The sequence below is a fragment of the Jannaschia faecimaris genome (assembly GCF_900107415.1).
GTDB lineage: Bacteria > Pseudomonadota > Alphaproteobacteria > Rhodobacterales > Rhodobacteraceae > Jannaschia > Jannaschia faecimaris.
Genome location: NZ_FNPX01000002.1, coordinates 206,957 through 231,466 on the forward strand (window position 1 = coordinate 206,957; position 24,510 = coordinate 231,466).

Consider the following 24,510-nt stretch of genomic DNA (forward strand, 5'->3'; position numbering starts at 1 on the left):
GAGCGACCATGGCCAAGCTGTATTTTCATTACTCCACCATGAATGCAGGCAAGAGCACGCTGCTCCTGCAGGCGTCGTACAACTACATCGAGCGCGGGATGCAGACCTATCTGCTGACGGCGAACTTTGACGACCGCGCGGGGACGGGACGCATCGCAAGCCGGATCGGCATCGATGCCGAGGCGGACACCTATGCGGCTACGACCGACCTTTACGAAATGATCGAGGCGCGCCTGGCGCAGGGACCGTGTCACTGCGTCTTTCTGGACGAGGCGCAGTGGCTGTCGCGTGAACAGGTCTGGCAGTTGGCCCGCGCTGTCGATGATCTGGGCGTGCCGATCATGGCTTACGGGTTGCGCGTCGATTTTCGTGGAGAACTTTTTCCAGGCTCGGCCGCGCTTCTGGCTTTGGCGGACGATTTGCGCGAAGTGCGTACGATCTGTCACTGCGGGCGCAAGGCGACGATGGTGATCCGCGTGGGCGAAGACGGGCAGGCCCTCTCCGAGGGCGCACAGGTCGAGGTCGGCGGTAACGACCGCTACGTCAGCCTGTGCCGCCGCCATTTCCGCGAAGCAACCGGCGACCGCGTCACGCCGGATCCGCCAGTCTAGCCTGTCATCAGATCGCGCAGCAGCCGCTCGGCCCGCGCGATCACACGCGGCAGGTCGATGGTGATGACTTGACCGTCACGCACCACCTGCCGGCCTTCGACGAACAGGTCACGCACCCGGCGCGGCCCTGCCAGCAGAAGGGCGGCGCGGTCCCAACTGCCCGCAACCTCGACGCCCGACATGTCCCAGATGGCGATATCAGCGCGCATTCCCACGACAAGCCGCCCGATGTCGTCGCGGCCCAGCACCTGCGCCCCGCCTGCCGTGGCTACGCGCAGCGACTCCGCCCCCGACATCGCATCCGCGCCGTGCAATACCCGCTGCAAAAGCATCGCCTGCCGGGCCTCGTCCAGCAGGTTGGCCCGGTCGTTCGACGCGGACCCGTCGACACCCAGCCCCACCGGCAAGCCCGCGTCCAGCATCGCGCGCAGCGGCGCAATACCCGAGCCGAGGCGGCAGTTGGAACAAGGGCAATGGGCGACCCCGGTCCGGGTGCGGGCGAACAAGTCGATCTCGCCAGCGTCCAGCTTGACGCAATGCGCGTGCCAGACATCTGGCCCGGTCCAGCCCAGGTCCTGCGCATATTGGCCGGGACGGCAGCCGAACATCGCCTCGGAGTAGCGCACGTCCTCCTCGTTTTCGGCCAGGTGGGTATGGAGCATCACGCCCTTGTCCCGCGCCAGAAGGGCCGCGTCGCGCATCAACTCCCGGCTGACCGAAAATGGCGAACAAGGAGCCACGCCGACGCGGCACATCGACCCTGTCGCGGGGTCGTGGAAGGCGTCGATTACCCGGATTGCATCGTTCAGGATTGCGCGTTCCCCTTCGACCAGCGAATCGGGGGGCAAGCCCCCCGCACTTTCGCCGATGGACATCGCGCCCCGGGTCGGGTGGAACCGAAGGCCGACCTCGTTCGCTGCGTGGATCGTGTCTTCCAGACGCACGCCGCTGGGAAACAGGTACAAATGGTCCGAAGACGTGGTGCAGCCCGAAAGCGCCAATTCCGCCAGCCCGATTTGCGTCGCGACATGCACATGTTCCGGCGTGAAACGCGCCCAGATGGGATAAAGCGCCTTGAGCCACCCGAACAGGAGCGCATCCTGACCGGCAGGCACGGCACGGGTCAGCGTCTGATAAAGATGGTGGTGCGTGTTCACGAGGCCCGGCGTAACAAAGCATCCGTTTGCGTCGATCACCTCACCCTGGTTCTGCAGCCCCGATCCGATCGCCGCGATGACGCCATCGCGGATCAGGATGTCCGGGCCACCGGCGGCCGCATCCATCGTCAGGACGTCACCCGCCCCCCGGATCAGGATATCAGGCATTTAGCAGGGCCAATGCGGCGGCGTGCAACTCCGGTGTGGCAGCGGCGATGCAGGTGCCGCCGTCATGCGCCGGATTGCCCGACCAATCGGTCACGATACCGCCCGCCGCCCGTACCACTGCGATTGGAGCCACGATGTCGTAGGATTGCAGTCCCGCCTCGATCACCAGGTCGACATGCCCGCCGGACAAAAGCGCGTAAGCATAGCAATCCATCCCATACCGCGTCAGCTGGCATTGGCGCGCGACGCGGTGGAACGCGGCCCCTTCATCCGGCGTACCGACTTCCGGAAAAGTGGTCAGAATCGTCGCCTGGGCCAGCGTACGGGTTTCACTGACAGCTAGCTGGCGGTGCTCTTCGCCTCGTGTCCAATGCGCTCCGAAGGACCCGCCCTCGAACCGCTCACCGGTGAAAGGCTGGTCGATAAGACCAAAAAGCGGCCCCTCCGCGTTGCGCAGACCAACGAGGACACCCCAGGTGGGCGTGCCCGAGATGAAACCCCGCGTCCCGTCGATCGGGTCGAGCACCCAGGTCAAGCCGCTGGTCCCCGCGACGGCCTCGGCCTCCTCGCCCAGGATGCCGTCGTCGGGGCGCAACTCGGCCAGGATCGCTCGCATCGCCGCTTCTGCCTCGCGGTCCGCGATGGTGACGGGGTCGAACGCTGCGGCCTTGCTTTCAACGGACAGCGGTCGGCGGAAGTGCCCAAGGGTCACGACACGCGCGGCGTCGGCCACCTTGTGGGCAACGGCCCGGATCGCTTCGTCGAAAGGTTCTGATTTCATGCGTCGCAGGTCGCATCCCGCTGCCAGACGGTCAAGTCACCGCGCGGATCAGGCCGCCCCCTCCGACAGTGAGCACGCCAGCTCGAACAAGCGGCGGCGTTGGTTCTTGGGCATCGCGTAGTAGGCGCGGACCAACTCCAACGATTCCTTATCGGCAACGATATCCTGACCCTCCGCAGACGCGGTGCCTTCCTTCAAGCCTTGAAAGAAATAATCGACGGGGACATCGAGCGCTTCAGAAATTTCCCACAGGCGGGACGCCGAAACGCGGTTCGTGCCGGTTTCGTATTTCTGGATTTGCTGGAACTTGATTCCCACCGCCTCGGCGAGTTGCTGTTGCGTCATCCCCACCAGCCATCGCCGATGGCGTACACGTGCGCCCACATGCACATCCACGGGGTGTTTCATTTGCGTGATCCCTTTCGGCGGCGATACTCTAAAACTCGGATTATGCTGACAGAGTTGCGGTGTGTTATCCCTATGCACAAACACAAAACTATCTTTTAGATATTGCTCACACCGCGATGGATGATCCATTGGGGCAAGGTCCCTCACGCCATCCGGAGTTTTCCCGGCGACCAAATTTCTCCTGTTTCCAGAGCGTTGCAAGATCGTGCCCGATATCATCTGCCTGCGGAAAGGGCTTTCGCCCGCGCGCGTTAGTTGCAAGGTAACACAGGAAAAGCGGGACAAAATATGCGCGGATACGTTGTAACTGGGGCGGACGAAGCCGCTCTCATGTCCGATCAGGGCATTCCGGCACCTGATTCGGGTGAAGTCTCCCTTCGGATCGAGGCGACCGGCCTGAACTTCGCCGATCTGCTGATGGTGAAGGGCACATATCAGGCGACCCCGCCCACCCCCTTCATTCCCGGTCTGGAAGTCTGCGGCACGGTAACCGCGATCGGCCCAAACACCAACGGCCCCGCCGTAGGCACGCGGGTTGCCGTGTTCGGCGGTCAGGGCGGGCTGGCCGAATACGGGGTTTTTCCGGTCGACCGCCTGGTGCCTGTACCGGAGGATATGCCATCGGACATCGCGGCGGGCTTCATCGTCGCGTGGTCGACCAGCCACCTTGCCCTGACGCACCGGGCCCGATTGCAACCCGGCGAACGCCTTGTCGTGCTGGGGGCGGCTGGCGGCGTCGGCCTGACAGCAGTGGAACTGGGGGCAAAAATGGGGGCCGACGTCATCGCGGTGGCCCGCGGGGCCGAAAAGCTCGCCGTCGCACGCGATCACGGCGCATGCCACCTCATTGATGCCGAGGCCACCGACCTGCGGGAACAGATCAAGGCCCTGGGCGGCGCGGACGTTGTGTATGACGCCGTCGGAGGTACCGCTGCCAAGGCGGCCTTCCGCGCCACCAACCCCGGCGGGCGCTATGTCGTGATCGGTTTCGCCAGCGGCGATGTTCCGGTGTTCCCGGCCAATCATCTCTTGGTCAAGAACGTCGACCTGATCGGGTTCTACTGGGGCGGCTACATGGAGTTTGATCCCAAGCCGGTGACAGACAGCATCGCAGCCCTGTTCGCGATGTACGAGTCCGGCGAGATCCGCCCTCACATCAGCCACGTCCTGCCACTTGAACAGGTTGAGGACGGCCTCGCCCTTCTGCGGGACCGCAAATCAACTGGCAAAGTAGTCATTACGCCTTGAAGTCGAGTGTGCGCTGTTCGATCGCGGCACTGCCATCCTAAGGTAAGTCGACAGCCCCACAACCTGTTAGCCGCTGACCAGAACCGGCCGCTTTCGTTCCGAGCGCAGCGAGCTATAGGTATCGCGGATAATCTCAAGCAGCCGCGCGCGTGCCGGATCGGGCGCGCCGGGCGCAGAGTAGAGTGAGATGCCCAGTTCGCCCAAATTCGGCAGGCTGCCACCATGGGGGACCGGGGCCAAGTCCATCATGTCGAATCCGTCGATCAGCACGTGGCAGGCCAGATCGGCGCTGACGGTTGCATCCACGGCCCGGTCGCTGTCGGCGGTCAGCGCCATTGCCCAGGGGATATCAGCCCGGTCCAGCGCGTCCTGCGCCGCCGCGCGGAAAATGCAATTCTGCGAAAACGCCAGGCGCAGCGGCCGCTGTTGCCACATCGTCCCGCCTTCCGCGCCGACCCAGATCAGGGGCAGACGCACGATTTCCTGCCCACCGGCGTCGGGCGCGGCTTCGGTGGTCAGGATCACGTCGCAGGCCCCTTCAGCATACATCTCTTTGAGCATGCGGGTCGCACCAGAGATCAGCGTGATCGTCACCCTGGGATAGTCTGCGGCAAAGGCCCGCAGGATCGCCGGAATACAGCGTGGAACAATGTCGTGGGGGACGCCCAGCCGGATCTCGCCCGCAGGCGCGCTCTCGCGCATTCGGTCCAGTAATTCGTCGTTCAGCATCAGCATCCGCCGGGCATAGGCCAGCACTAGCTCTCCTTGGGGGGTCAGCGTTACTCCCCGGCCCGTCCGGTCCAGCAACTGCACGTCCAGCGCCTCCTCCAATCGCTTGACCTGCATGGACACAGCGGATTGCGTCAGGTGCAGCAAAGCGGCGGCGCGCGTGACGCCGCCTGCGGCCACTACGGTCGCAAAGGCGCGGAGTGCGGTTGTATCAATATTTCGGACCATCTGATGCTCCTTCCCCGATAGGCTAGCAACCCGGAACAATCAAAGGAAGTTCGAAGGCCTTATGTCATCCATCACCAAAAGCGATGGCATCAATAGGGGAACTGCGACATTTCAATAGCTAATATCAATCAAAAAGCGACCAAACGATGATAATGACCGCTTGAAAATCGCTCCGGTGCGCCCGATATTCCCTCGTGAGGGGCGCATACCGCGCTCCACCCAACGTGTTATCCTTCTGGAGGAGCCTAATGGCACAATTCGACACCATGCAGACCGGAGCGATCGGTGGCGCCCGTGCCGCCGAGATCGATCAGGGCCTGCGTACTCATATGAACAAGGTCTACGGCACGATGTCCGTGGGCATGTTGATCACATTCGCGGCTGCCTGGGCTCTGTCGGGTTTGGCCGTAACCGCAGATGCCGGTGCTGGCGTCGCAGAATTGTCGGAAGGTCAGTACCTGACCAACCTCGGCTATGCGCTCTACGCCTCGCCGCTTAAGTGGGTTGTGATGTTTGCGCCGCTGGCCTTCGTGTTCGGTTTCTCGGCGATGATCAACAAGATGTCTGCCGCCACTGCGCAGATCGTTTTCTACGCCTTCGCCGCAGTAATGGGTATCTCGATCAGCTCGATCTTCCTGGTCTTCACCGGTACCTCGATCGCGCAGACCTTCCTGGTGACCTCGATCGCCTTCGCGGCCCTGTCGCTCTACGGCTACACCACCAAAAAGGACCTGTCCGCGATGGGCACGTTCCTGATGATGGGTGTGATCGGCCTGATCGTTGCGATGATCGTGAACCTGTTCATTCAGTCCGGTCCCCTCGGGATGGCTATCTCGGCCCTCGGCGTGCTGATTTTCGCGGGCCTGACCGCCTACGACACGCAGAAGATCAAGACCGAGTACATCGCCCACGCGATGCATGCAGACAGTGAGTGGCTTGGGAAGTCTGCGATCATGGGCGCGCTGATGCTCTATCTCGACTTCATCAACATGTTCATGTTCCTGCTACAGTTCCTCGGCAACCGCGAGTAACCTGCGCTACATGACGGACAAAGGGCTGCCCTTCGGGGCGGCCCTTTTTGGTTGACGGCTACATGCGGGATTGTCCCGTGCCACGTAGCGACGCACACACGCCCGACCGTGCAAAGGCAGACGTGGTCGGCTTCGGGCACGTCTTGGTGTCCTGTTACCGGGTCACGCACGATAACTCCGGTGCATCCGTGATCCGGCGTAGCGAGCGGCTACTTGACCCGCCCCCCCCTGCTAGCGCTTGAAAAGCTGTCCTTCGCCCTGCGCGCGCGGGCGATGCACGTGAGCAGACTGCACGATCCCAAAGGCGAGCATAAGAACCAGCATCGCTGATCCCCCATAGCTCACCAAGGGCAACGGCACGCCGACCACAGGGGCCAGCCCCATCACCATCGACATATTGACTGCGAAGAACAGGAAGAACGCGACCGCGATGCCCAGCGTTGCCAGCGACGCGAACCGGTCCTTCATTCGCAGGGCAGAAGCCACGCAGAACGCGATGATCAGCAGGTAGAGCGCCAGCAGGCTGACCCCGCCGATCAGGCCGAACTCCTCGGCCAGTGTGGTGAAGATGAAGTCGGTATGTTTCTCGGGCAGGAAGTTCAACCGCGCCTGCGTGCCCTGCATGAAACCCTTGCCCGTCCAGCCGCCTGAGCCGAGCGCGATCTTGGACTGGGTAATGTGGTATCCAGCGCCCAAGGGATCGCTGTCAGGGTCGAGGAAGGTATCGATCCGGCGATACTGGTAGTCCTTGATAAGTTGCCAGGTCGTGCCGCGCGACTGCAACACCGCCGTCACCAGCCCCACGCCCGCCGCGATGACAGTGGCGAAATAGGCCCAATGGACACCGGCGAGGAACATCACGGCCCCGCCCCCGGTCAGCAACAGGATTGAGGTTCCAAGATCGGGCTGCTTGAGGACAAGCGCGGTCGGCACGCAGATGAACAGAATCGGGATGATGACCCAGATCGGGCGACTGACCTTGGTCGGAGGCAGCCAGTCGTAGTACGCCGCCAGCATCAGAACCAGCGTGACCTTCATCAGCTCGGACGGTTGCAGGCGCATGAAACCAATGTCTATCCATCGCTGGGCCCCGCCCCCGGTCGAGCCCACGAATTCCACCGCCAGCAGCAACAGGACCGAAATCCCGTACATCGCAGCCGATATGTTGCGCCAGAACCAGATCGGGATCATCCCTACGATCAGCATCACGCCCAAGCCAAGCACGAACCGTTGCATCTGCGGCTCGGCCCAGCGCCAGTCGCCGCCCGCCACGGAATAGAGCACCAAGAACCCGATGCAGGCCACGGCCGTCACCAGCAGGATCAAACCCCAGTTGAGCGCGACAACCTTGCCCAGCCCACTTGGGACGCGGGCGACGTTGTATTCAAGATAGCTCATCTCAGGCCTCTGAGATGCCGGACCCGCGCCGAACGACGGCCGGGTTCAGTTCAAGCGATGATAGCCTCTGTTCCGCTTCTTCTCTCTGGCTGCTGGGATAGGCCTCCAACGGCGGCATACCCCCGTTGAGCGCATAGAGTATCACGTCACGGGCGATGGGAGCCGCCGCGGTCGATCCGCCGCCGCCATGTTCCACGACGACAGAGACCGAGTATTTCGGGTCGTCATACGGCGCGTACCCCACAAACAGCGCGTGATCCCGTCGTTCCCACGGCAGATCCTCGTTGCGGCTGACGCCGCGCGCGCGTTCGGCCGCGGTGATGTTGCGGACCTGGCTGGTGCCAGTCTTGCCCGCCCATTTCAGACCACCCATGTCGAACTTGGACCGCCCGGCCGTACCGCCGCGCGCGTTCACGACCTGGTACATACCGTCCCGCGCACGGTCGAGCCAGCTGCGCGGCAGGTCCAGCGGCCCCTTCACGCCCGTCGGTCGCATGATGCCATCGACCGACCGCACCAACCGCGGGGACACTTCCAGCCCGCTGGCGATCCGCGCGGTCATCACCGCCAGCTGCATCGGCGAGGCCAGAACGAAACCCTGTCCGATGGCGGCATTCAGGCTGTCACCGACAACCCAGGCCTCGCCATACCGCGCGCGTTTCCAGTCCCGATCGGGGATCAGCCCCTCGTTCACCGAGGTCATCTCCAGATCGTGCGCGACACCCAGGCCAAGCTTGCGTGCCATTTTGGAAATGTTGTCGATCCCGGCCTTTTGGGCCAGTTCGTAATAGAAGACGTCACAGCTTTCCCGTAGCGACATAGCCGCATCGACCCAACCGTGGCCCGCCCGCTTCCAGCAATGGAACCTCCGATTGGCCACGGTGGTATGACCAGGGCAATAAAACGTATCGCTGGGGGTAATCACGCCCGCGTCCAGTGCGGCCAGCAAGGTCACCATCTTGAAAGTCGATCCCGGCGGGTACAGGCCCTGAACGATCTTGTTGTGCAGCGGACGGTGATCGTTTTCACGCAACTCTGCGTAGTCGGGCACACTGATCCCGGAAACGAACTTGTTTGCATCGTAACTGGGCGACGACACAGCCGCCAACAAGTCGCCGTTGCGCACATCCATCACAACGGCGCTGGCGGATTCCTGGCCCAGACGCGCCTGTGTGAAATTCTGCAGCCCCGCATCGATGGTCAGTTGGACATCGCCGCCCGACGTGCTTTCGGAGCGGCCCAACTCCCGCATGATCCGGCCGGCGGCGTTCTGTTCGACGCGGCGCGCACCCGCCCTGCCCCGCAGGACATCCTCTAACTGGCGCTCCACGCCCAGCTTGCCGATCTGGAACTGCGGTGTCTGAAGCAACGGATCCGGCGTCTGGGCCGCCTCGATATCCCGCTCCGACACGCGCCCCACATACCCCACGACATGCGCGTAATCCTGGCCCAGCGGATAGATACGGCTCAGCCCCACCTCGGGCGTGATGCCCTGCATCGCGGGAACATTGACCGCAATCGTGGACAGCTCTTCCCAGCTCAGCCGATCGGCCAGCGTCACGGCCTGGTGCGGCCGGCGATCCATCTCGCGCAGGGCGCGCTGCAACACCTCCTCATCAAGGCGGACCAACCCGCGCAGGCGTGTGATGACCGCGTCGACATCGTCGGCATCCTCCCGGATCATGGAGACGCGGTAGATCTGTTCGTTGCCCGCAAGCTCCACGCCGTTGCGGTCATAGATAATGCCCCGCGCAGGGGCGATCAGTCGCACCTTGATGCGGTTTTCTTCCGCCAGGAGCAGAAATTCGTCTGCCTGATCCACCTGAAGGTGCCGCATACGTCCGAGAAGCAGCGCCCCAAATCCCAGTTGCGCCCCGCCAAGCAGCAGGGCCCGGCGACTGATCTGGCGGGTGGACAGCGAGATGTCGTGCGCGTTGCGTTTCATGGCCTGCCTTGATGGGTCAAAGGTCGGGTGTCCGCGTCAGGCGCGGGTGCCGAGGCTGTCCAACTCGCCGGGGGCGAGCCGTCTCACCCCGATCATTTGAGAGAATATGGCGATAGCAGGGTAAAAGACAATCGTGGCCAGCGCATGCAACCCCTGTCCCAGCAAAGGCGGCGTCTTGGCAAGAAGCAGCACAAGCGCGAGATAATCGACCACGAATGCACCCGCAATGCAGGCCGACACCAACCCCACCTCGGACCAGAACGGCAATGCCTCCGCGTGGTCCACCCGGCGGCGAAGGTATTCGCTGACCAAGATCAGAATCAGTGTCCAGAGCCCCAGCGGTCGCATCAGAAGGAAATCGGCAAGCAAAAACACACCAAGCAGAAGCCAGACTGGCAGGTAATCGGGCCGTCGCAGGATCCAGGCCGCCATCAGGCAATAGATCAGGTCGGGACCGGGAACCCCGCCCTGCCCCGTATCAAAGGGCAGGATCGCGAAGAAGATGACCGCCGCACAAAGCGCCACGAAGATCGCACGGTACCGCCAGACCAGACGAACGGCCATGCCCTAACCCCCGTCCGCAGGCGCGTCGGTCGCCACTGGGGCCGGCGGGCCCTGTTCCGGTCCCGGCAGCGGTGGGAGAAGGTCGCCGGTAGTGCCGATGGTCTGCGCCTCGCGGGTGCGCAAGACGCGCAGAAACTCCAGTCGGTTCGTATCCGCCGACAGACGCACCCGCAGGCGACCGTCGGCCCCACGCACGACTTGCCCCACGGTCAGGTCCGGCGGGAAGACGCCACCGTCACCCGAGGTGACGATACGGTCGCCCGCGCGCACGTCCTCCGGGTTCTCCACGAAATCCAACGCCGGAGCTGCGGTCGTGTCGCCCGCCAGGATCGCACGTTTGCCCGATGGCTCGATCGTGACCGGCACCCTGCTGTTGCCGTCGGTCAGCAACAGAACCCGCGACGTGCGTACGCCGACGCCCGAAATCCGACCAACCAGGCCCAGGCCATCCATTGCCGCCCAGCCGTCCTGAATGCCGTCATCCGCCCCGATGTTCAGCAACACCGAACGCCGGAACGGCGACCCGGAATCGGTCAGGACGACACCGGTCACGTAAGTCAGTTCAGGTGACAGCCGCACCTTGTTGAGGTCCAGCAGCCGCGCATTTTCCTGCTCTAGCTGGATCGCCGCTTCGCGCCAGGCCTTCATCTGCTGCAGTTCGCGCCGCAGTTCCTGATTCTGATCGTAGACGCGGGCGTAGCCTTCAAAATCCTCGACCAGGCGGCCCGCCCAAGTGACCGGGATCAGAGCCCATTCAACGTTCGGGACCACCCGGTCGACCAGTGCCGCGCGAATGCGTTCGGCGCGCGGATTGTCGATGCGCCAGAGAAGGACAAGCGCCACCAACACGACACAGATCAGCGTGATAAACAGCCGCCGCAACGGGCGGCTGTAGATATCTTCGCCGGGCCGAGTCCGCGCCACCCTGGATCAACTGTCGTAGTCGATGACGTGACTCAGCTGACGCTCGTATTCCAGCGCCTTGCCGGTCCCCAGAGCAACGCAACTGAGGCATTCGTCCGCGACCGAGATATTCAGCCCCGTCTGTTCGCGCAGGGCCAGGTCGAGGTCGCCCAGAAGCGCGCCGCCCCCGGTCAGCATCACGCCCCGGTCCACGATGTCGGCGGCCAGATCAGGCGGCGTTGATTCGAGCGCGGTCATCACCGCTTCGCAGATTTGCTGCACCGGTTCGGCCAGCGCCTCGGCAACCTGCGCCTGGCTGATCTCGGTCTCCTTGGGGACACCGTTCAGAAGGTCACGACCCCGGATGCGCATGACTTCGCCCCGCCCGTTCTCGGGCATGCGGGCGGTGCCTATCTCCTTCTTGATACGCTCGGCCGTGGCCTCGCCCACCAGCAGGTTCTGATGCCGACGCAGATAGGAAATCAGCGCCTCGTCCATCCGGTCTCCGCCCACGCGGACCGAGCGGGCGTAGACGATATCCGCCAGCGACAGCACGGCCACCTCGGTGGTGCCGCCACCGATGTCGACAACCATGCTGCCGGTTGGGTCCGTGATCGGCATACCCGCCCCGATGGCCGCCGCGATGGGCTCCGCGATCAGCCCGGCCTTACGGGCACCTGCCCCCAGAACCGACTGACGAATCGCGCGCTTTTCCACCGGCGTGGCACCGTGGGGCACACAAACGATGATCTTGGGCTTGGTGAAGGTAGAGCGTTTGTGCACCTTGCGGATGAAGTGTTTGATCATCTCTTCGGCGGTGTCGAAATCGGCGATGACGCCCTCGCGCATTGGGCGGATCGCCTCGATACTGCCCGGCGTGCGGCCCAGCATCAACTTGGCATCCTCGCCCACGGCCAGCACTTCCTTGCGCCCGTTTTTCATGTGATAGGCGACAACCGAGGGTTCGTTCAGCACGATGCCCTTGCCCTTGACGTAGACCAGCGTGTTCGCCGTGCCCAAGTCGATGGCCATGTCCGAGCTGAACAGGCTTCCGAAGATATTCATGTCAAGCGTCCCCAAACCATGCCTGCCCCCGTGGCCGATAGCCCGGAAGATTTAGTGCGGTTTATCTGTTTCGGATCATGGGTTCCAGTGCCGGTTTGGACCGATTTCGGCGGAGGTACGCCTGAATTCGATCTGGGGGCACAGTCGAATATCGACATAGGCAACCAACAATGTCGCCGCCTGAGGGCAATGTGCACCAAATATGCCGGTCCCGGCACCGGGACCCGGCTTCGCCTTTATCGTCCGCGACAGGCCGCGTTTGACTGCACTCGCCTCGCAAATAACAGTCGCCCGCGTCGCCATGCTCCACATCTGACCGGGGGCGATCCCTGGGGAGCCGTGCGGCGCAGGCAATCGCAATTAAGGAAAGCCTGCGGCACGGAGCAAAGTGGACGGGCCTGTCGGGTCCGAAACAGGCCTAGCCAACATCCTTGTAAGAAATTTCCCGCGCGTCCTTGCCAGCCTTCTCCCGACGCACCAGCAGACGGTTGAGCGCATTCACATAGGCGCGCACGCTCGCCACGACCGTGTCCGTATCCGCCGACTGGCCCGACACGATGCGACCGTCTTCCTCCATCCGCACCGACACCGTGGCCTGCGCGTCGGTGCCTTCGGTCACGGCGGACACCTGGTAGAGTTGCAGCCGCGCGTCGTGCGGGACCAGTGCCTTGACGGCGTTGAACGCCGCGTCCACGGGGCCGTCGCCTGTCGCCTTTGCCGACTTCGCCTCGCCGTCGATCATAAGGGTCAAATCGGCCGTCTGGGGCCCATCGGTGCCGCAGACCACGCGCAGATGCTCGACCTTGATGCGGTCCTCTCCGGCGCGTTCCTCGGCTTGCATCAGCGCGATCAGGTCCTCGTCGTAGATTTCCTTCTTCTGATCGGCCAGCGTCTTGAAGCGCACAAAGACGTCGGCCAACTGGTTGCCCTCCACCTCGTAGCCCAACTCCTTCAGCTTGGAGCGCAGCGCCGCCCGGCCCGAATGCTTGCCCATGACCAGATTGGTCTCCGTCAGGCCGACATCCTCTGGGCGCATGATCTCGAAGGTTTCCGCATTTTTCAGCATTCCGTCCTGGTGGATGCCGCTCTCATGGGCAAAGGCGTTCTTGCCGACGATGGCCTTGTTGAACTGCACGGCAAAGCCAGAAACGCTGGCCACGCGGCGGGAGATCGCGATCAGCTTGCGTGAATCGACGCCGGTGCTGAAAGGCATGATGTCGTGGCGCACCTTCAGGGCCATCACGACTTCCTCAAGTGCGGTGTTGCCCGCCCGCTCGCCCAGACCGTTTATCGTGCATTCGATCTGTCGCGCGCCGCCTTCGACCGCGGCCAGCGAGTTGGCCGTCGCCATTCCGAGGTCATTGTGACAGTGCGTCGCGAAGATGATGTCCTCTGCGCCGGGCACTTCGGCGATCAGGCGGCGGATCAGGTCGGCGGATTCATTGGGCGCGGTGTATCCGACCGTATCGGGGATGTTGATGGTGGTTGCCCCGGCCTTGATGGCGATCTCGACCGTGCGGGCCAAGTAGTCCCACTCGGTCCGCGTCGCATCCATCGGCGACCATTGCACGTTGTCGCACAGGTTTCGGGCATGGGTGACGGTGTCGTGGATCCGCTCGGCCATCTCGTCCATGGTCAGGTTCGGGATGGCGCGGTGCAGCGGCGACGTGCCGATGAAAGTGTGGATACGCGGAGATTTCGCGTGTTTCACCGCCTCCCAGCAGCGGTCGATATCCTTGAAGTTCGCCCGCGCCAGACCGCAAATTGTGGCGTCCTTGGCGTTCTTCGCGATCTCGGAGACGGCGGCGAAATCCCCGTCGGAGGCGATGGGAAAGCCCGCTTCGATCACGTCGACGCCCATGTCGTCGAGCATGGAGGCAATCTCCAGCTTTTCGTCGTGGGTCATGGTAGCGCCGGGCGATTGCTCACCGTCGCGCAGGGTGGTGTCAAAAATGATGACGCGGCTGTCGGACGGGGGAGTGGAGGTGGTCATGGCGAAGTCCTGAGGTTGGTTGATCCGGTCCGGCGCTGCATCCCTCCTGAGCGGTCGCGCCGAAAGGCACGCTCAGGAGCGGGTAAGAAGCAGGTCCAGGATCAGTAGGCTCTTCGTCATGTCGCTTAAGATACGGAAACGCGTGGGGATGTGAAGCCCCGATTTAGCGCAATTTTTGCCCGATGCGCTTTCTTCTCCTGATTTTCGCCCTGCATGCCCCTCCAACCTTCGCCTGCGGGACGGATACCGATTGCCCCTGCCTGGCACCGTCTGGAAGGGCCCGCCTTGCGCCTGCGACTCGGATGCGATCGTCACCCACGTACACGGAACCGCCAACCGCGTTGTGCCAATCGGCGGGCGGCGCACTTGCCCCACGCGACAAGGCGATATAGCCACGGCCATCGCCTTCTACGTCGCCAACCGCAGACTAACCGGCACCATGCGCACGCCTTCGCCCGACGGCCTGATCTGCGCCCGGTGGGACGGGGACGCCGATGCGATGCCTGAGCATTGCACCCACGGCGGCGGCCAGCGGTGTTCAATCGACTACATCCGACGCATTTGGCTGCGGCAGCTGGGTTAACCGTTCCATGACACCGCCTCCTTCGAGAACGGCCCTTGCGTGGGGCGGAGTTCCCCCCCGCCCCTAGACGTCGCGCGCCACCCCGCTAGGTCGACTTGCATGACACACGCACTCATTATCGGCGCTTCGGGCGGGGTTGGCGCGGCTTTGGCCGATCACCTTGCCGCGGAGCATACAGTCACCCGCCTGGGTCGCAGCACGACTGGCCTCGACATCACCGACGAGGCGAGCGTCGCTGCAGCCCTCGCCGACCTTGATCCGGTCGACATCGCCTTCGTCGCGACGGGCATTCTGGCCCCCGACGAACGCGGTCCGGAAAAGGCGCTGGATGCGATCGACGCGACCGCCATGGCGCACACCTTCGCGGTCAACAGCATCGGCCCCGCGCTGATCCTTAAACATCTGGCTCCCAAGCTTACCGACACGGCGCGCGTGGGTGTTCTTACCGCGCGGGTCGGCTCCATCGGGGACAACCGGATGGGTGGGTGGTATTCGTACCGCGCGTCCAAGGCGGCGGCGAACCAGATCACCCATGGGGCCGCCATCGAAATCGGGCGCAAATGCAAGAAGGCCGTCATCGTGGCACTTCACCCTGGTACGGTCGAAACGCCTTTCACGAAGGACTACAAAGCCCCCAAGGTCTCGGCGGCGGAGGCGGCGGCAAACCTCACCGACGTACTGATGGGCCTGGCACCCGAGGACACCGGCGGCTTTTTCGACTACGCAGGCAAGGTTATCGAGTGGTGACGCGTCTAATCCTTGTCCTGGGTGACCAGCTTTCCGACAACCTGAGCGCGCTGCGCGAGGGGTCCAAAGAAACTGACGTGGTGGTCATGGCCGAAGTCCAGGCCGAGACGGATTACGTCCCCCATCACCCACGAAAGATCGCGTTTCTGTTTGCCGCGATGCGCAAATTTGCCGCCCACCTAAAAGACGACGGGTGGACCGTGCGCTACACCACGCTCGATGATGTCGAAAACACCCAGTCGATCCCCGGCGAACTGCTGCGCGCCGCCGAGGCGACGGGCGCGGAGGAGGCGATCAGCACCGAGCCGGGCGAATTTCGCCTGATCGCCGCGCTGGAAGACGCCCCGATACCGGTTCACCTTTTCCCCGACGACCGGTTCCTGTGCTCCCACGCCGAATTCGAGGAGTGGGCCGAGGGGCGCAAGGAACTGCGGATGGAATGGTTCTACCGCGAGATGCGCCGCAAAACGGGCCTGATGATGGAGGGCGACGAGCCCGCCGGCGACAAGTGGAATTTCGACCACGACAACCGCAAACGCGCACCCAAAGACCTCGACCCGCCCGGACCGCTGCGGCACGCGCCCGACAAAGTGACCGAAGATGTAATCGAACTGGTGCGCGCGCGGTTCGGCAACCGCTACGGCTCGGTCGATGATTTCTGGTTCGCGACAGACCGGGCAGGGGCGTTGGCGTCGTTGGAGCACTTTGTCGACCACAGCCTGCCGACGTTCGGAGACTACCAAGACGCGATGGTCAGCGGGCAGCCTTTCATGTTTCACGCCCTGCTGTCGCCCTACATCAATGCGGGGCTCTTGGGCTGGCAAGAGGTTTGCGAGGCGGCGGAGGCCGCCTGGCAGGCGGGCGACGTGCCGATCAACGCGGCCGAAGGTTTCATCCGCCAGATCATCGGCTGGCGCGAATACATCCGCGGCATCTATTTCCGAGAAGGCCCCGATTACACGTCGCGCAACGCCCTTGAGGCCACGCGCGCGCTGCCGGATTTCTACTGGACGGGCGATACGGACATGAAATGCGTCTCGGAGGCGGTACACACCACCATGGCCGAGGCCTATGCCCACCATATCCAGCGCCTGATGGTGACGGGGAACTTTGCGATCTTGTCCGGACTGGACCCGCAACAGGTCAGCGACTGGTACCTCGTCGTCTATGCCGACGCCTATGAATGGGTGGAAGCCCCGAACGTCATCGGGATGAGCCAGTTTGCCGATGGCGGTGTTGTCGCATCGAAGCCATATGTTTCGGGCGGCAACTACATCAACAAGATGTCGGACTACTGCAAGACGTGCACCTATTCCGTCAGCCAGAAGACGGGAGAAGGGGCCTGCCCGTTCAACCTGCTCTACTGGGATTTCCTGAACCGTCACCGCGACCGGTTCGAGAACAATCCACGCATGGCGCAGATGTACAGCACGTGGGACCGGATGGACGAAACGCGGCGCGAGACGGTGCTGTCGGATGCCGCCTCGATCCTGGCCCGGCTGGACGAGGGCAAACGCATCTGAGGCACGACAAGACCGCCGATTTTCCCAAGGCTCGCCCCAATTAAGCCGCGTCTTGGGTTCAAACAAAGCCTCAGTAACGTTTACCCGAGGTCCCGACATGCAGCTCGATCGCCTGATGGCCAAGGCCATGACACGTATCACCAAGACCGGCATCGCCGCGCTGCGTGATACATCCGAGTCGGCCAATGAGGGCACGGCGAAGCGCAAGGCGATGCCGCACGGTCTTCGCGGATCGGGCAGTTGGGCCAACGAATGGGTCGGTGCCCGTGCGGCGGTTGCGCGGGCCAAGGCCGTTGCATCCCCCGGAAAATTCCGCGCCGAGGAAATAAATCGTGCCGTTGATCAAATCGCGGAAGGCACCATCAGGGCCCGCCCGTTGATGTCCAAGCGTGACGTGCAGTTGCATAACTGGCTTCTGGATCGGATGGAGGCCGAAGCCCCGTGCTGCACCCTTCACGTCGGCGTCGCGCTGCAAGCGTTCCTGGTGGCTTCGACCGCTTACGAGGGGCATGATCCGCTTAACGGCCTGTTCGTCGACATGTTGATCGTTGACGAACACGGTCAACCTGCTGCGGCCCTGATCCGCGAAAACGCGCCAAATCCGGCCAAGCAACTCCTTCTGATCGACGCCCTGATGGACGCCGACGTCCCAATCATCGACATCCCGCCGCGTCCGTCACTGGCCGTGCTCTGGGAAGCGGTCGCGGCGACGCTGCCCAAGACCTGAACGCAAGACTTTCCCTCGATTGGGGCGCGTCCGGGCGAACGGATGCGCCCCTTTTTTGATGGCGCGCCCCATTCTTGGACGACCATGGTGCCGCTTCAGTTGTCGCTGGCTGCCGGCGCGGGCGCAGCAGGTGCCGGGTCTTCATTGTCCGCTGGGGTGTTCACAGTCACGGCCGCTGCGCCATCGCGCTCGGCCAGATCGCCGTCGTTCCAGCGGCCGCTCTCGACCTGGCCTGTGGCATATCGCATCGTTCCCGGTCCCTCGCGCCGCCCGGCGACGAACGACCCGGTGTAGACATCGCCGTTGGCATAGGTCGCAACACCTTCACCGTCGATCTCCCCGTCTTTCCAGCCGCCGGAATAGGTGAAACCGTCTGCCATCGTGATCGTGCCCTCGCCCTGCCGTTGGCCCCGGACGAAGTTGCCTTCGTAGACAGTGCCGTCGGCATAGGTCGCCCGGCCCTGCCCGTTGCGCAGCCCCTCGGCCCATTCGCCCTCGTAGCGGTACCCGTCGGTGAAGGTCATCACCCCCAGCCCGTGGTTCTGCGCGTTGAGGAAGCCGCCTTCGTAGATCAGGCCATTGGGATAGACCGCGCGGCCCTGCCCCTCGATCACGCCTTCCTTCCAATCGCCTTCATAAGTGGCACCGTCGATATAGGTTATCTTTCCGGTGCCATGTGCCAGGTCGTTCGCGAACTCTCCGACATATACCGAACCGTCGGGATAGGTGACTTCGCCTGTCCCCTCGATCCGTCCATCGATCCAGCCCCCGCTGTAGACATAGCCGTCCGTGCCGGTGAAGGTGCCCTGCCCATGGCGGCGGTCGTTGCGGAATTCGCCCTCGTAGACGTCGCCGTTGGCGTAGGTCACCTTGCCCTGCCCGTCGCGCTTGCCGGCCACCAGCCTGCCTTCGTAGACGTCGCCGTTGGCCTGCCGCAGCGTACCCGTGCCGTTGATCTGACCGTTTTCCCAAGCACCATCATAAGTCAGTCCGTCAGGCGTGCGCAGGATGCCCTGGCCCGACCGAACGTTACCCGCCATGTCCCCCTCATAGGTGGAACCGTCAGGATAGGTGATCCGCCCCTGGCCTTCCTTCAGCCCCATGGCCCAACCGCCTTCATAGCGGTAGCCGTTCGGGGCCTCCATCACGCCCTGCCCGTCATGGACCGCGTTCACGAAGTCGCCGGTATAGCGCGTGCCGTTCGCATAATCGGCGACGCCCTCACCCTCGATCCGTCCATCTGTCCATTCACCCGTATAGGTGGCCCCATCGGCGAAGGTGATCGTGCCCGTTCCGTTCGGCTCCCCTTTCGCGAATTGGCCCTCGTAGATGGAGCCATCGGGAAACACCGCGCGGCCCTGGCCCACGATTTCACCGTTCGCCCATTCCCCGGTGTAGGTATAGCCCGACGGCAACGTATAGGTGCCCGTCCCGTGCTGCTTGCCGTCAAGGAAAGTGCCCTCGTAGATGCCCCCATCGCCATATTGCTTGGTGATGACGTCCTGCGCAGCCGCGCCTCCCGCCAGCAAGCTTAGCATGACTGCCCCGATCAGCTTGTTCATCCGATAGCCCCTTCGCCCCATTCTCGACCCGCAGGCTAGGCAATGGCGGGGCGTCAGGCAACGGTGGATGCGGCACTTGGTGCAGCATCGGTGCTTCCCCCTGCCGCGCAGGCGCGCTACGTCCGCTGGCGAAAAGCCTTCGGAGGCCAAGATGACCGAGACGTTCCGCCTGACCCTGGCCCAATTGAACCCCGCGATGGGCGATCTGGAGGGCAATGCCGCCATGGCCCGTGACGCATGGCAGGCCGCGCGGGACGCGGGCGCGGACATGGTGGCCCTGCCCGAGATGTTTCTGACCGGCTATCAGCCGCAGGACCTCATCCGCAAACCCGCCTTCGTCGCCCATGCCCGCGCTGTACTCGACACTTTGGTCGCCGATTGCGCCGATGGCCCGGCAATCGGCCTTGGGCTGGCCCATTGGCCCGCAGAGGAGGAAAAGCCCTTCAACTCCTATGTCGTGGCCCACGGCGGCAAGGTCGTCGCCGAAATCCACAAGCACCACCTTCCTAACTACAAGGTCTTCGACGAGAAGCGGTATTTCACCTCCGGCGATATTTCCGGCCCCTACACCGTCGGGCCGGTCCGTTTGGGCACGCCGATCTGCGAAGACGCATGGTTCGACGACGTGACCGAAACGCTGGCCGAGACGGGGGCCGAGATCCTGCTGGTGCCAAACGGCTCGCCCTATTTCCGGGGCAAGCAGGATGTCCGCTATGGCCACATGGTCGCACGCACCATCGAAACGGGCCTGCCGTTGGTTTACCTGAACCTTGTTGGCGGACAGGACGACCAGATTTTCGACGGGGCCAGTTTCGTGCTGAACCCGCACGGAAAGTTGACCCATCACTTGCCGGCCTTCCAGGAAACATTGGTCCACATCGATTTTGATCGCACCGACGACGGCTGGCTGGCCCGCGACGGCGAGCGCGTCTCCCAGCCCGAGGGGCCCGGTGCAGACTACGCGGCAATGGTCATCGCGCTGCGCGATTACATGACCAAGGCCGGGTTCGACCGCGCGATCCTTGGCCTGTCGGGGGGCGTGGATTCGGCCATCGTGGCGGCAATCGCCGCCGATGCGCTTGGTCCGCAGAACGTGCACTGCATCATGCTGCCGTCGGAATACACCTCCGAACACAGCCTGGAAGACGCCCGCGGCGTGGCAGAACGGCTGGGCTGCAAGCTCGACACCCTGCCGATCGCCGGATCGCGCGCCGCCGTGACAGAAACGCTGGCCCCCCTTTTCGCGGGCACGACACCCGACCTGACCGAAGAAAACATCCAGTCCCGTTTGCGCGGCCTGCTGCTGATGGCGATGTCCAACAAGTTCGGTGCCATGCTTTTGACCACCGGCAACAAGTCTGAGGTCGCCGTGGGATATTCCACGATCTACGGCGACATGTCGGGTGGCTATAACCCGGTCAAGGACCTTTACAAGACGGATCTGTTCGACGTCTGCCGCTGGCGGAACGCCAATACCTTCGATTGGTTCAAGGGCCCGGACGGGGAGGTCATGCCCCAGCGCGTGATCGACAAGCCACCGAGCGCGGAGCTGCGCGACGACCAGAAGGACGAAGACAGCCTGCCGCCGTATCCAGTCCTGGATGACATCCTGAAACGCCTGATCGATGAGGAGCAGTCGGTCCCGGAGGTCGTCGCCGCCGGTCACGACCGGGACGTGGTCAAGCATGTCGAACGGTTGATCTACCTGTCTGAATACAAACGGTTCCAGTCCGCGCCCGGTGCCCGCCTGTCGCAGCGGGCGTTCTGGCTGGACCGGCGATATCCGATCGTGAACCGATGGCGCGACCCCGACTGAAGGATCGGGGGTTTCACACCCCCGGACCCCCGTGGGATATTTGGAAAACAGAGAACGGACGAATAGAACGCGTCCAACGTCACTTAAGGAATTCCCAGTGAGCATTTTCCATCTGGCCTTCAACATCCGCGACCTTGATCAGGCCCGCGCCTTCTATGGCGATCTGCTGGGTTGCAAGGAAGGACGATCGACAGAAACCTGGGTCGATTTTGACTTTTTCGGCCATCAGATCAGCCTGCATCTGGGCGAGCCGTTCGCCCATCGTCCAACCGGCAAGGTCGGCGATCATATGGTACCGATGCCGCACTTCGGTGTCCTTTTGCCGATGGAGGAGTGGCGTGCGTTGGCCGAGCGGCTCAGTGCCGCAGGCACGGATTTCGTGCTTGAGCCGCATCTGCGTTTCGAGGGACAGCCGGGCGAACAGGCGACGATGTTCCTGCTCGACCCCTTCGGCAACCCGTTGGAATTCAAAGGCATGCGGGACCCTGCAGGGGCCTTCGAGACATGACGACAGTCCTTTTCGCCGCAAAGCCCTCGACTTGGGAGGATTACCGCGAGGCGTTACCGGCAGCGCTGGACGCGGCAGGTATCTCGGCCCGGATCGTGCAGGTCGCCGACCCGCACGACCCCGGCGCGATCGACTGGATCGTTTATGCCCCAAACTCCGAATTGCAGGATTTCACGCCCTACACGGCGGTCAGGGGCGTGCTCAACCTATGGGCCGGCGTCGAGCAGGTGGAGGGCAACCGTACCCTGACCGCGCCCCTTTGCCGGATGGTCGACGGCGGGCTTACGCAAGGCATGGTCGAATGGGTGACAGGGCATGTGCTGCGCCATCACCTTGGCATGGACGCGCAGATCAAGGGCTGCCCTTGGAGTCCGGACGCCCCGCCGCTGGCCGCGCACCGGCCCATCGCGATGCTTGGTATGGGGGAACTGGGGTCGGCCTGCGCCGCAGCCCTGGTAAATCTGGGCTTTCCGGTGACCGGTTGGTCGCGCAGCCCCAAGGATCAGCCCGGCGTTCGCTCGGTTACCGGACGCGACGGGTTGCGGCAGGCTTTGGAAGGTGCGGACATCGTCGTCCTCCTGACGCCGCATACGCGCTCCACCGAAAATCTGATGAATGCGCAAACACTTGGCTGGATGCGCGATGATGCCGTCCTGTTGAACCCCGGACGCGGGGCGCTGATCGACGACGACGCACTTCTGGCGGCACTGGGCCGGCTGGGCCATGCCACGCTGGACACGTTCCGCGTCGAACCCTTGCCCGATGACGATCCCTATTGGTCGCATCCCAAGGTAACCGTCACTCCGCATATCGCCTCCGCTACCCGGCCCGCGACCGCCGCGCAGGTCGTGGCTGAGAACATTCGCAGGGGCGAGGCGGGTGAGCCACTTCTACACCTCGTGGACCGCGACGAGGCGTTGGCGTAGACGCAGGTCTATCTCCGGAGGACACGCGATGAAACTGACCCCGCTTGCCGACAGCCTACCCGCATCTGTCCCCTTCGTCGGACCGGAAGCTCAGGAGCGTGCGCGCGGAGCGCCCTTTGCGGCAAGACTGGGCGCAAACGAGAGCGTCTTCGGCCCCTCCCCCCGCGCGATCGGAGCCATGGAACGCGCCGCGCGCGAAGCCTGGATGTATGGCGACCCCGAGTATTACACCTTGCGGCAGGCGCTGGCCGCGCACCATGGCATCGCGGCAAAGAACGTCGTCGCCGGTGAGGGGATAGACGGGTTGCTGGCCTATCTGGTGCGTCTGCTGGTCGGTCCGGGGGACGCGGTGGTGACTTCGGCCGGGGCGTACCCGACGTTTAATTATCATGTCACGGGCTTTGGCGGCACGCTCCACACCGTGCCGTTCAAGGGCGACCACGAGGACCCCGAAGCGCTGCTGAAGAAGGCGGGAGACGTGGGGGCCAAGCTCATCTATCTCTCGAACCCCGACAATCCGATGGGAAGCTGGCACGACGCGAACGTCATCGCGGACATGATAGCACGGATCCCTGAGGGATGCGTCCTCTGCCTTGACGAGGCCTATGCCGACCTGGCGCCGCCTGACGCAGTGCCGCCGCTGAACGTGACCGAGGATCGCGTGATCCGGATGCGGACGTTCTCAAAGGCGCACGGACTGGCAGGCCTGCGCGTGGGCTACGCCTTGGGGCACGCGGACCTGATCGGGGCGTTCGACAAGGTTCGCAATCATTTCGGGTTGGGCCGCGTGGCGCAAGCGGGGGCAGTCGCGGCGCTGGCGGATCTTGATTGGCTGGCCGAAGTGCAGGCCCGCGTGGCCCAGTCGCGCGATGCAATTGCCGCCATCGCAGAACAGAACGGGCTGACGCCTCTGCCCTCGGCCACGAATTTCGTGACTGTGGATTGCGGCAGCGACGGCGGATTCGCGCGGGCGGTTTTGGCCGCTTTGATCACCCAGGGCATCTTTGTGCGGATGCCGGGAATCGCGCCTCTGGACCGCTGTATCCGGATCGGCTGCGGCACGGCCGCCGACATGGATGCCCTGCGCGTGGCATTGCCCAAGGCCCTCGCCCAAGCGGTATCGTGACTTTTCTTGCGGCGGCTTCGCGCTAAACTGCCCCAAAGGAGGAGAGCAGCGATGCGCGAAGACAGTCAGTTTGAACGGGTTCAGGATTATACGAATGCGTTTTTGGGCATGTTCTATCTGATCCTCGTGATGACGCTGGTGATTATCTGGGGCGTCTGGGGCTATCCAGTATCGCTGGCGATCTGCGCCGTGATGCATTGGGGCATACGGCGGTGGGGACAATTCCGGGCCGCGCGTGAAGCAGCCTGGGAGGCGCGCGTTCAGGCTGCCTTGGCGCGCCGGCGCGACTAGCGGGGCTTTTCGGCCCTTCGCGACTCAGGGAGTGGTATTGGCGGGATCGTCCAGGTTCGACAGGCTGCCCTGCCGCGTCAGGCCTTTCAGTCGTTCGATCGCGGAATCATCGGACGATGTTCCCATGGGGATGGCAGTCACCTCGGTCACGATCAGATCCGCATGCGAATCTGGCCGCATCGACGGCAGAGACACTCTAAGATCTGTTTCGACCTGTGCCGTCTTATGTTCGGAAACCCGCCCCACCGCGTCCAGCACGGAGGCCAGGATGGGTCCCCACATCAGACCGAGGACAGACGCTGCCAGAAAGGTCTTCGCTGGCCCCCCGGTGATAATATCACGCAGGGGACGTCTTGTTGTCGTCGGTGCTTCTTCCGCGTTCATCTCGCCTCCGAATGGCCGGTTCCGAATTGGCAGGGGAATCGGCCGATTAGGGGGAAATTGCCCCAAGATCAGGGCATAATTCGGGCAG

General features: G+C 63.5%; 24 protein-coding genes. 12 read left to right on the forward strand and 12 right to left on the reverse strand.

The annotated features are described in order from the left end of the window. The first annotated feature begins 8 nt into the window (after positions 1 to 8). Entirely contained in the window at positions 9 to 611 is a 603-nt protein-coding gene (locus BLV27_RS03810) for a thymidine kinase (RefSeq protein ID WP_092642635.1), read from the forward strand. Here the strand turns inward: BLV27_RS03810 and BLV27_RS03815 are convergent. From BLV27_RS03815 to BLV27_RS03825, 3 genes are read right to left on the reverse strand one after another with little or no spacing between them, the layout of a single operon-like run. Further along, positions 608 to 1,936 carry an 8-oxoguanine deaminase gene (locus tag BLV27_RS03815; RefSeq protein ID WP_092642638.1) on the reverse strand — a complete coding sequence of 443 codons (1,329 nt, stop codon included), beginning with the start codon at positions 1,934 to 1,936 and terminating at the stop codon, positions 608 to 610. The genes BLV27_RS03810 and BLV27_RS03815 overlap by 4 nt on opposite strands. After that, the gene (hisN, locus tag BLV27_RS03820; RefSeq protein ID WP_092642641.1) at positions 1,929 to 2,717 is read right to left on the reverse strand and encodes a histidinol-phosphatase; all 789 of its coding nucleotides are present in this window, start codon (positions 2,715 to 2,717) and stop codon (positions 1,929 to 1,931) included. The genes BLV27_RS03815 and hisN overlap by 8 nt, the downstream gene beginning before the upstream one ends. A 48-nt stretch (positions 2,718 to 2,765) precedes the next feature. Beyond that, complete coding sequence (locus BLV27_RS03825) at positions 2,766 to 3,125, reverse strand: helix-turn-helix domain-containing protein (RefSeq protein WP_092642645.1); 360 nt, start codon at positions 3,123 to 3,125, stop codon at positions 2,766 to 2,768. A 288-nt stretch (positions 3,126 to 3,413) separates the two neighbouring features. Between BLV27_RS03825 and BLV27_RS03830 the strand changes: the two genes are divergently transcribed. Next, entirely contained in the window at positions 3,414 to 4,373 is a 960-nt protein-coding gene (locus BLV27_RS03830; RefSeq protein WP_092642648.1) for an NADPH:quinone oxidoreductase family protein, read from the forward strand. A gap of 66 nt (positions 4,374 to 4,439) precedes the next feature. Here the strand turns inward: BLV27_RS03830 and BLV27_RS03835 are convergent, their stop codons facing one another. After that, positions 4,440 to 5,330, reverse strand: coding sequence for a LysR family transcriptional regulator (locus tag BLV27_RS03835; RefSeq protein WP_092642651.1), 891 nt, complete (start codon positions 5,328 to 5,330; stop codon positions 4,440 to 4,442). A 248-nt stretch (positions 5,331 to 5,578) separates the two neighbouring features. Between BLV27_RS03835 and BLV27_RS03840 the strand changes: the two genes are divergently transcribed. Beyond that, the gene (locus BLV27_RS03840) at positions 5,579 to 6,361 is read left to right on the forward strand and encodes a Bax inhibitor-1/YccA family protein (RefSeq protein WP_092642654.1); all 783 of its coding nucleotides are present in this window, start codon (positions 5,579 to 5,581) and stop codon (positions 6,359 to 6,361) included. Positions 6,362 to 6,592: 231 nt separating this feature from the next. On the opposite strand, the gene rodA is transcribed toward BLV27_RS03840, so the two are convergent. The 6 genes from rodA to BLV27_RS03870 all read right to left on the reverse strand — a co-directional run bounded on the left by rodA (position 6,593) and on the right by BLV27_RS03870 (position 14,229). Continuing rightward, a complete protein-coding gene (rodA, locus tag BLV27_RS03845; protein WP_092642657.1) occupies positions 6,593 to 7,759 on the reverse strand; it encodes a rod shape-determining protein RodA in 1,167 nt (388 codons plus the stop codon). Between the two features lies 1 nt (position 7,760). Continuing rightward, the gene (gene mrdA, locus BLV27_RS03850) at positions 7,761 to 9,704 is read right to left on the reverse strand and encodes a penicillin-binding protein 2 (RefSeq protein ID WP_092642660.1); all 1,944 of its coding nucleotides are present in this window, start codon (positions 9,702 to 9,704) and stop codon (positions 7,761 to 7,763) included. Between the two features lie 36 nt (positions 9,705 to 9,740). Then, positions 9,741 to 10,268 (reverse strand): hypothetical protein, encoded by a 528-nt coding sequence (locus BLV27_RS03855; protein ID WP_092642663.1) that lies wholly within the window; start codon positions 10,266 to 10,268, stop codon positions 9,741 to 9,743. A gap of 3 nt (positions 10,269 to 10,271) precedes the next feature. Continuing rightward, positions 10,272 to 11,192, reverse strand: a complete 921-nt coding sequence (gene mreC, locus BLV27_RS03860) for a rod shape-determining protein MreC (protein ID WP_092642666.1) — start codon at positions 11,190 to 11,192, stop codon at positions 10,272 to 10,274. Positions 11,193 to 11,198: 6 nt separating this feature from the next. Then, complete coding sequence (locus BLV27_RS03865) at positions 11,199 to 12,236, reverse strand: rod shape-determining protein (RefSeq protein WP_092642669.1); 1,038 nt, start codon at positions 12,234 to 12,236, stop codon at positions 11,199 to 11,201. 418 nt (positions 12,237 to 12,654) lie between these two features. Continuing rightward, positions 12,655 to 14,229: a 2-isopropylmalate synthase gene (locus BLV27_RS03870; RefSeq protein WP_092642671.1), complete on the reverse strand. Its 1,575-nt coding sequence runs from the start codon at positions 14,227 to 14,229 to the stop codon at positions 12,655 to 12,657. Positions 14,230 to 14,479: 250 nt separating this feature from the next. Here BLV27_RS03870 and BLV27_RS03875 point away from each other — a divergent pair, with 250 nt between their 5' ends. The 4 genes from BLV27_RS03875 (at position 14,480) to BLV27_RS03890 (ending at position 17,809) form a co-directional block, all read left to right on the forward strand. Further along, a complete protein-coding gene (locus BLV27_RS03875; RefSeq protein WP_092642673.1) occupies positions 14,480 to 14,812 on the forward strand; it encodes a hypothetical protein in 333 nt (110 codons plus the stop codon). Positions 14,813 to 14,911: 99 nt separating this feature from the next. Further along, positions 14,912 to 15,559, forward strand: a complete 648-nt coding sequence (locus BLV27_RS03880; RefSeq protein WP_092642676.1) for an SDR family NAD(P)-dependent oxidoreductase — start codon at positions 14,912 to 14,914, stop codon at positions 15,557 to 15,559. Next, positions 15,553 to 17,082, forward strand: coding sequence for a cryptochrome/photolyase family protein (locus tag BLV27_RS03885; protein WP_092642679.1), 1,530 nt, complete (start codon positions 15,553 to 15,555; stop codon positions 17,080 to 17,082). Before BLV27_RS03880 ends, BLV27_RS03885 begins: the two co-directional genes overlap by 7 nt. 97 nt (positions 17,083 to 17,179) lie before the next feature. Continuing rightward, positions 17,180 to 17,809, forward strand: coding sequence for a hypothetical protein (locus BLV27_RS03890; RefSeq protein ID WP_092642682.1), 630 nt, complete (start codon positions 17,180 to 17,182; stop codon positions 17,807 to 17,809). 95 nt (positions 17,810 to 17,904) lie between these two features. On the opposite strand, the gene BLV27_RS03895 is transcribed toward BLV27_RS03890, so the two are convergent. Next, entirely contained in the window at positions 17,905 to 19,371 is a 1,467-nt protein-coding gene (locus BLV27_RS03895; RefSeq protein WP_244504524.1) for a 2-isopropylmalate synthase, read from the reverse strand. A gap of 151 nt (positions 19,372 to 19,522) precedes the next feature. Here BLV27_RS03895 and BLV27_RS03900 point away from each other — a divergent pair, with 151 nt between their 5' ends. The 5 genes from BLV27_RS03900 (at position 19,523) to BLV27_RS03920 (ending at position 24,038) form a co-directional block, all read left to right on the forward strand. Further along, positions 19,523 to 21,187: an NAD+ synthase gene (locus tag BLV27_RS03900; protein WP_092642688.1), complete on the forward strand. Its 1,665-nt coding sequence runs from the start codon at positions 19,523 to 19,525 to the stop codon at positions 21,185 to 21,187. Between the two features lie 97 nt (positions 21,188 to 21,284). After that, entirely contained in the window at positions 21,285 to 21,695 is a 411-nt protein-coding gene (locus BLV27_RS03905) for a VOC family protein (RefSeq protein WP_092642691.1), read from the forward strand. Next, positions 21,692 to 22,621, forward strand: coding sequence for a 2-hydroxyacid dehydrogenase (locus BLV27_RS03910; protein WP_092642693.1), 930 nt, complete (start codon positions 21,692 to 21,694; stop codon positions 22,619 to 22,621). The genes BLV27_RS03905 and BLV27_RS03910 overlap by 4 nt, the downstream gene beginning before the upstream one ends. Before the next feature lie 28 nt (positions 22,622 to 22,649). Beyond that, positions 22,650 to 23,747 carry a pyridoxal phosphate-dependent aminotransferase gene (locus BLV27_RS03915; RefSeq protein ID WP_092642696.1) on the forward strand — a complete coding sequence of 366 codons (1,098 nt, stop codon included), beginning with the start codon at positions 22,650 to 22,652 and terminating at the stop codon, positions 23,745 to 23,747. 51 nt (positions 23,748 to 23,798) lie between these two features. Beyond that, entirely contained in the window at positions 23,799 to 24,038 is a 240-nt protein-coding gene (locus tag BLV27_RS03920; RefSeq protein ID WP_092642699.1) for a hypothetical protein, read from the forward strand. 24 nt (positions 24,039 to 24,062) lie between these two features. On the opposite strand, the gene BLV27_RS03925 is transcribed toward BLV27_RS03920, so the two are convergent. Beyond that, complete coding sequence (locus BLV27_RS03925) at positions 24,063 to 24,422, reverse strand: hypothetical protein (protein ID WP_092642701.1); 360 nt, start codon at positions 24,420 to 24,422, stop codon at positions 24,063 to 24,065. Positions 24,423 to 24,510: the final 88 nt, after the last annotated feature.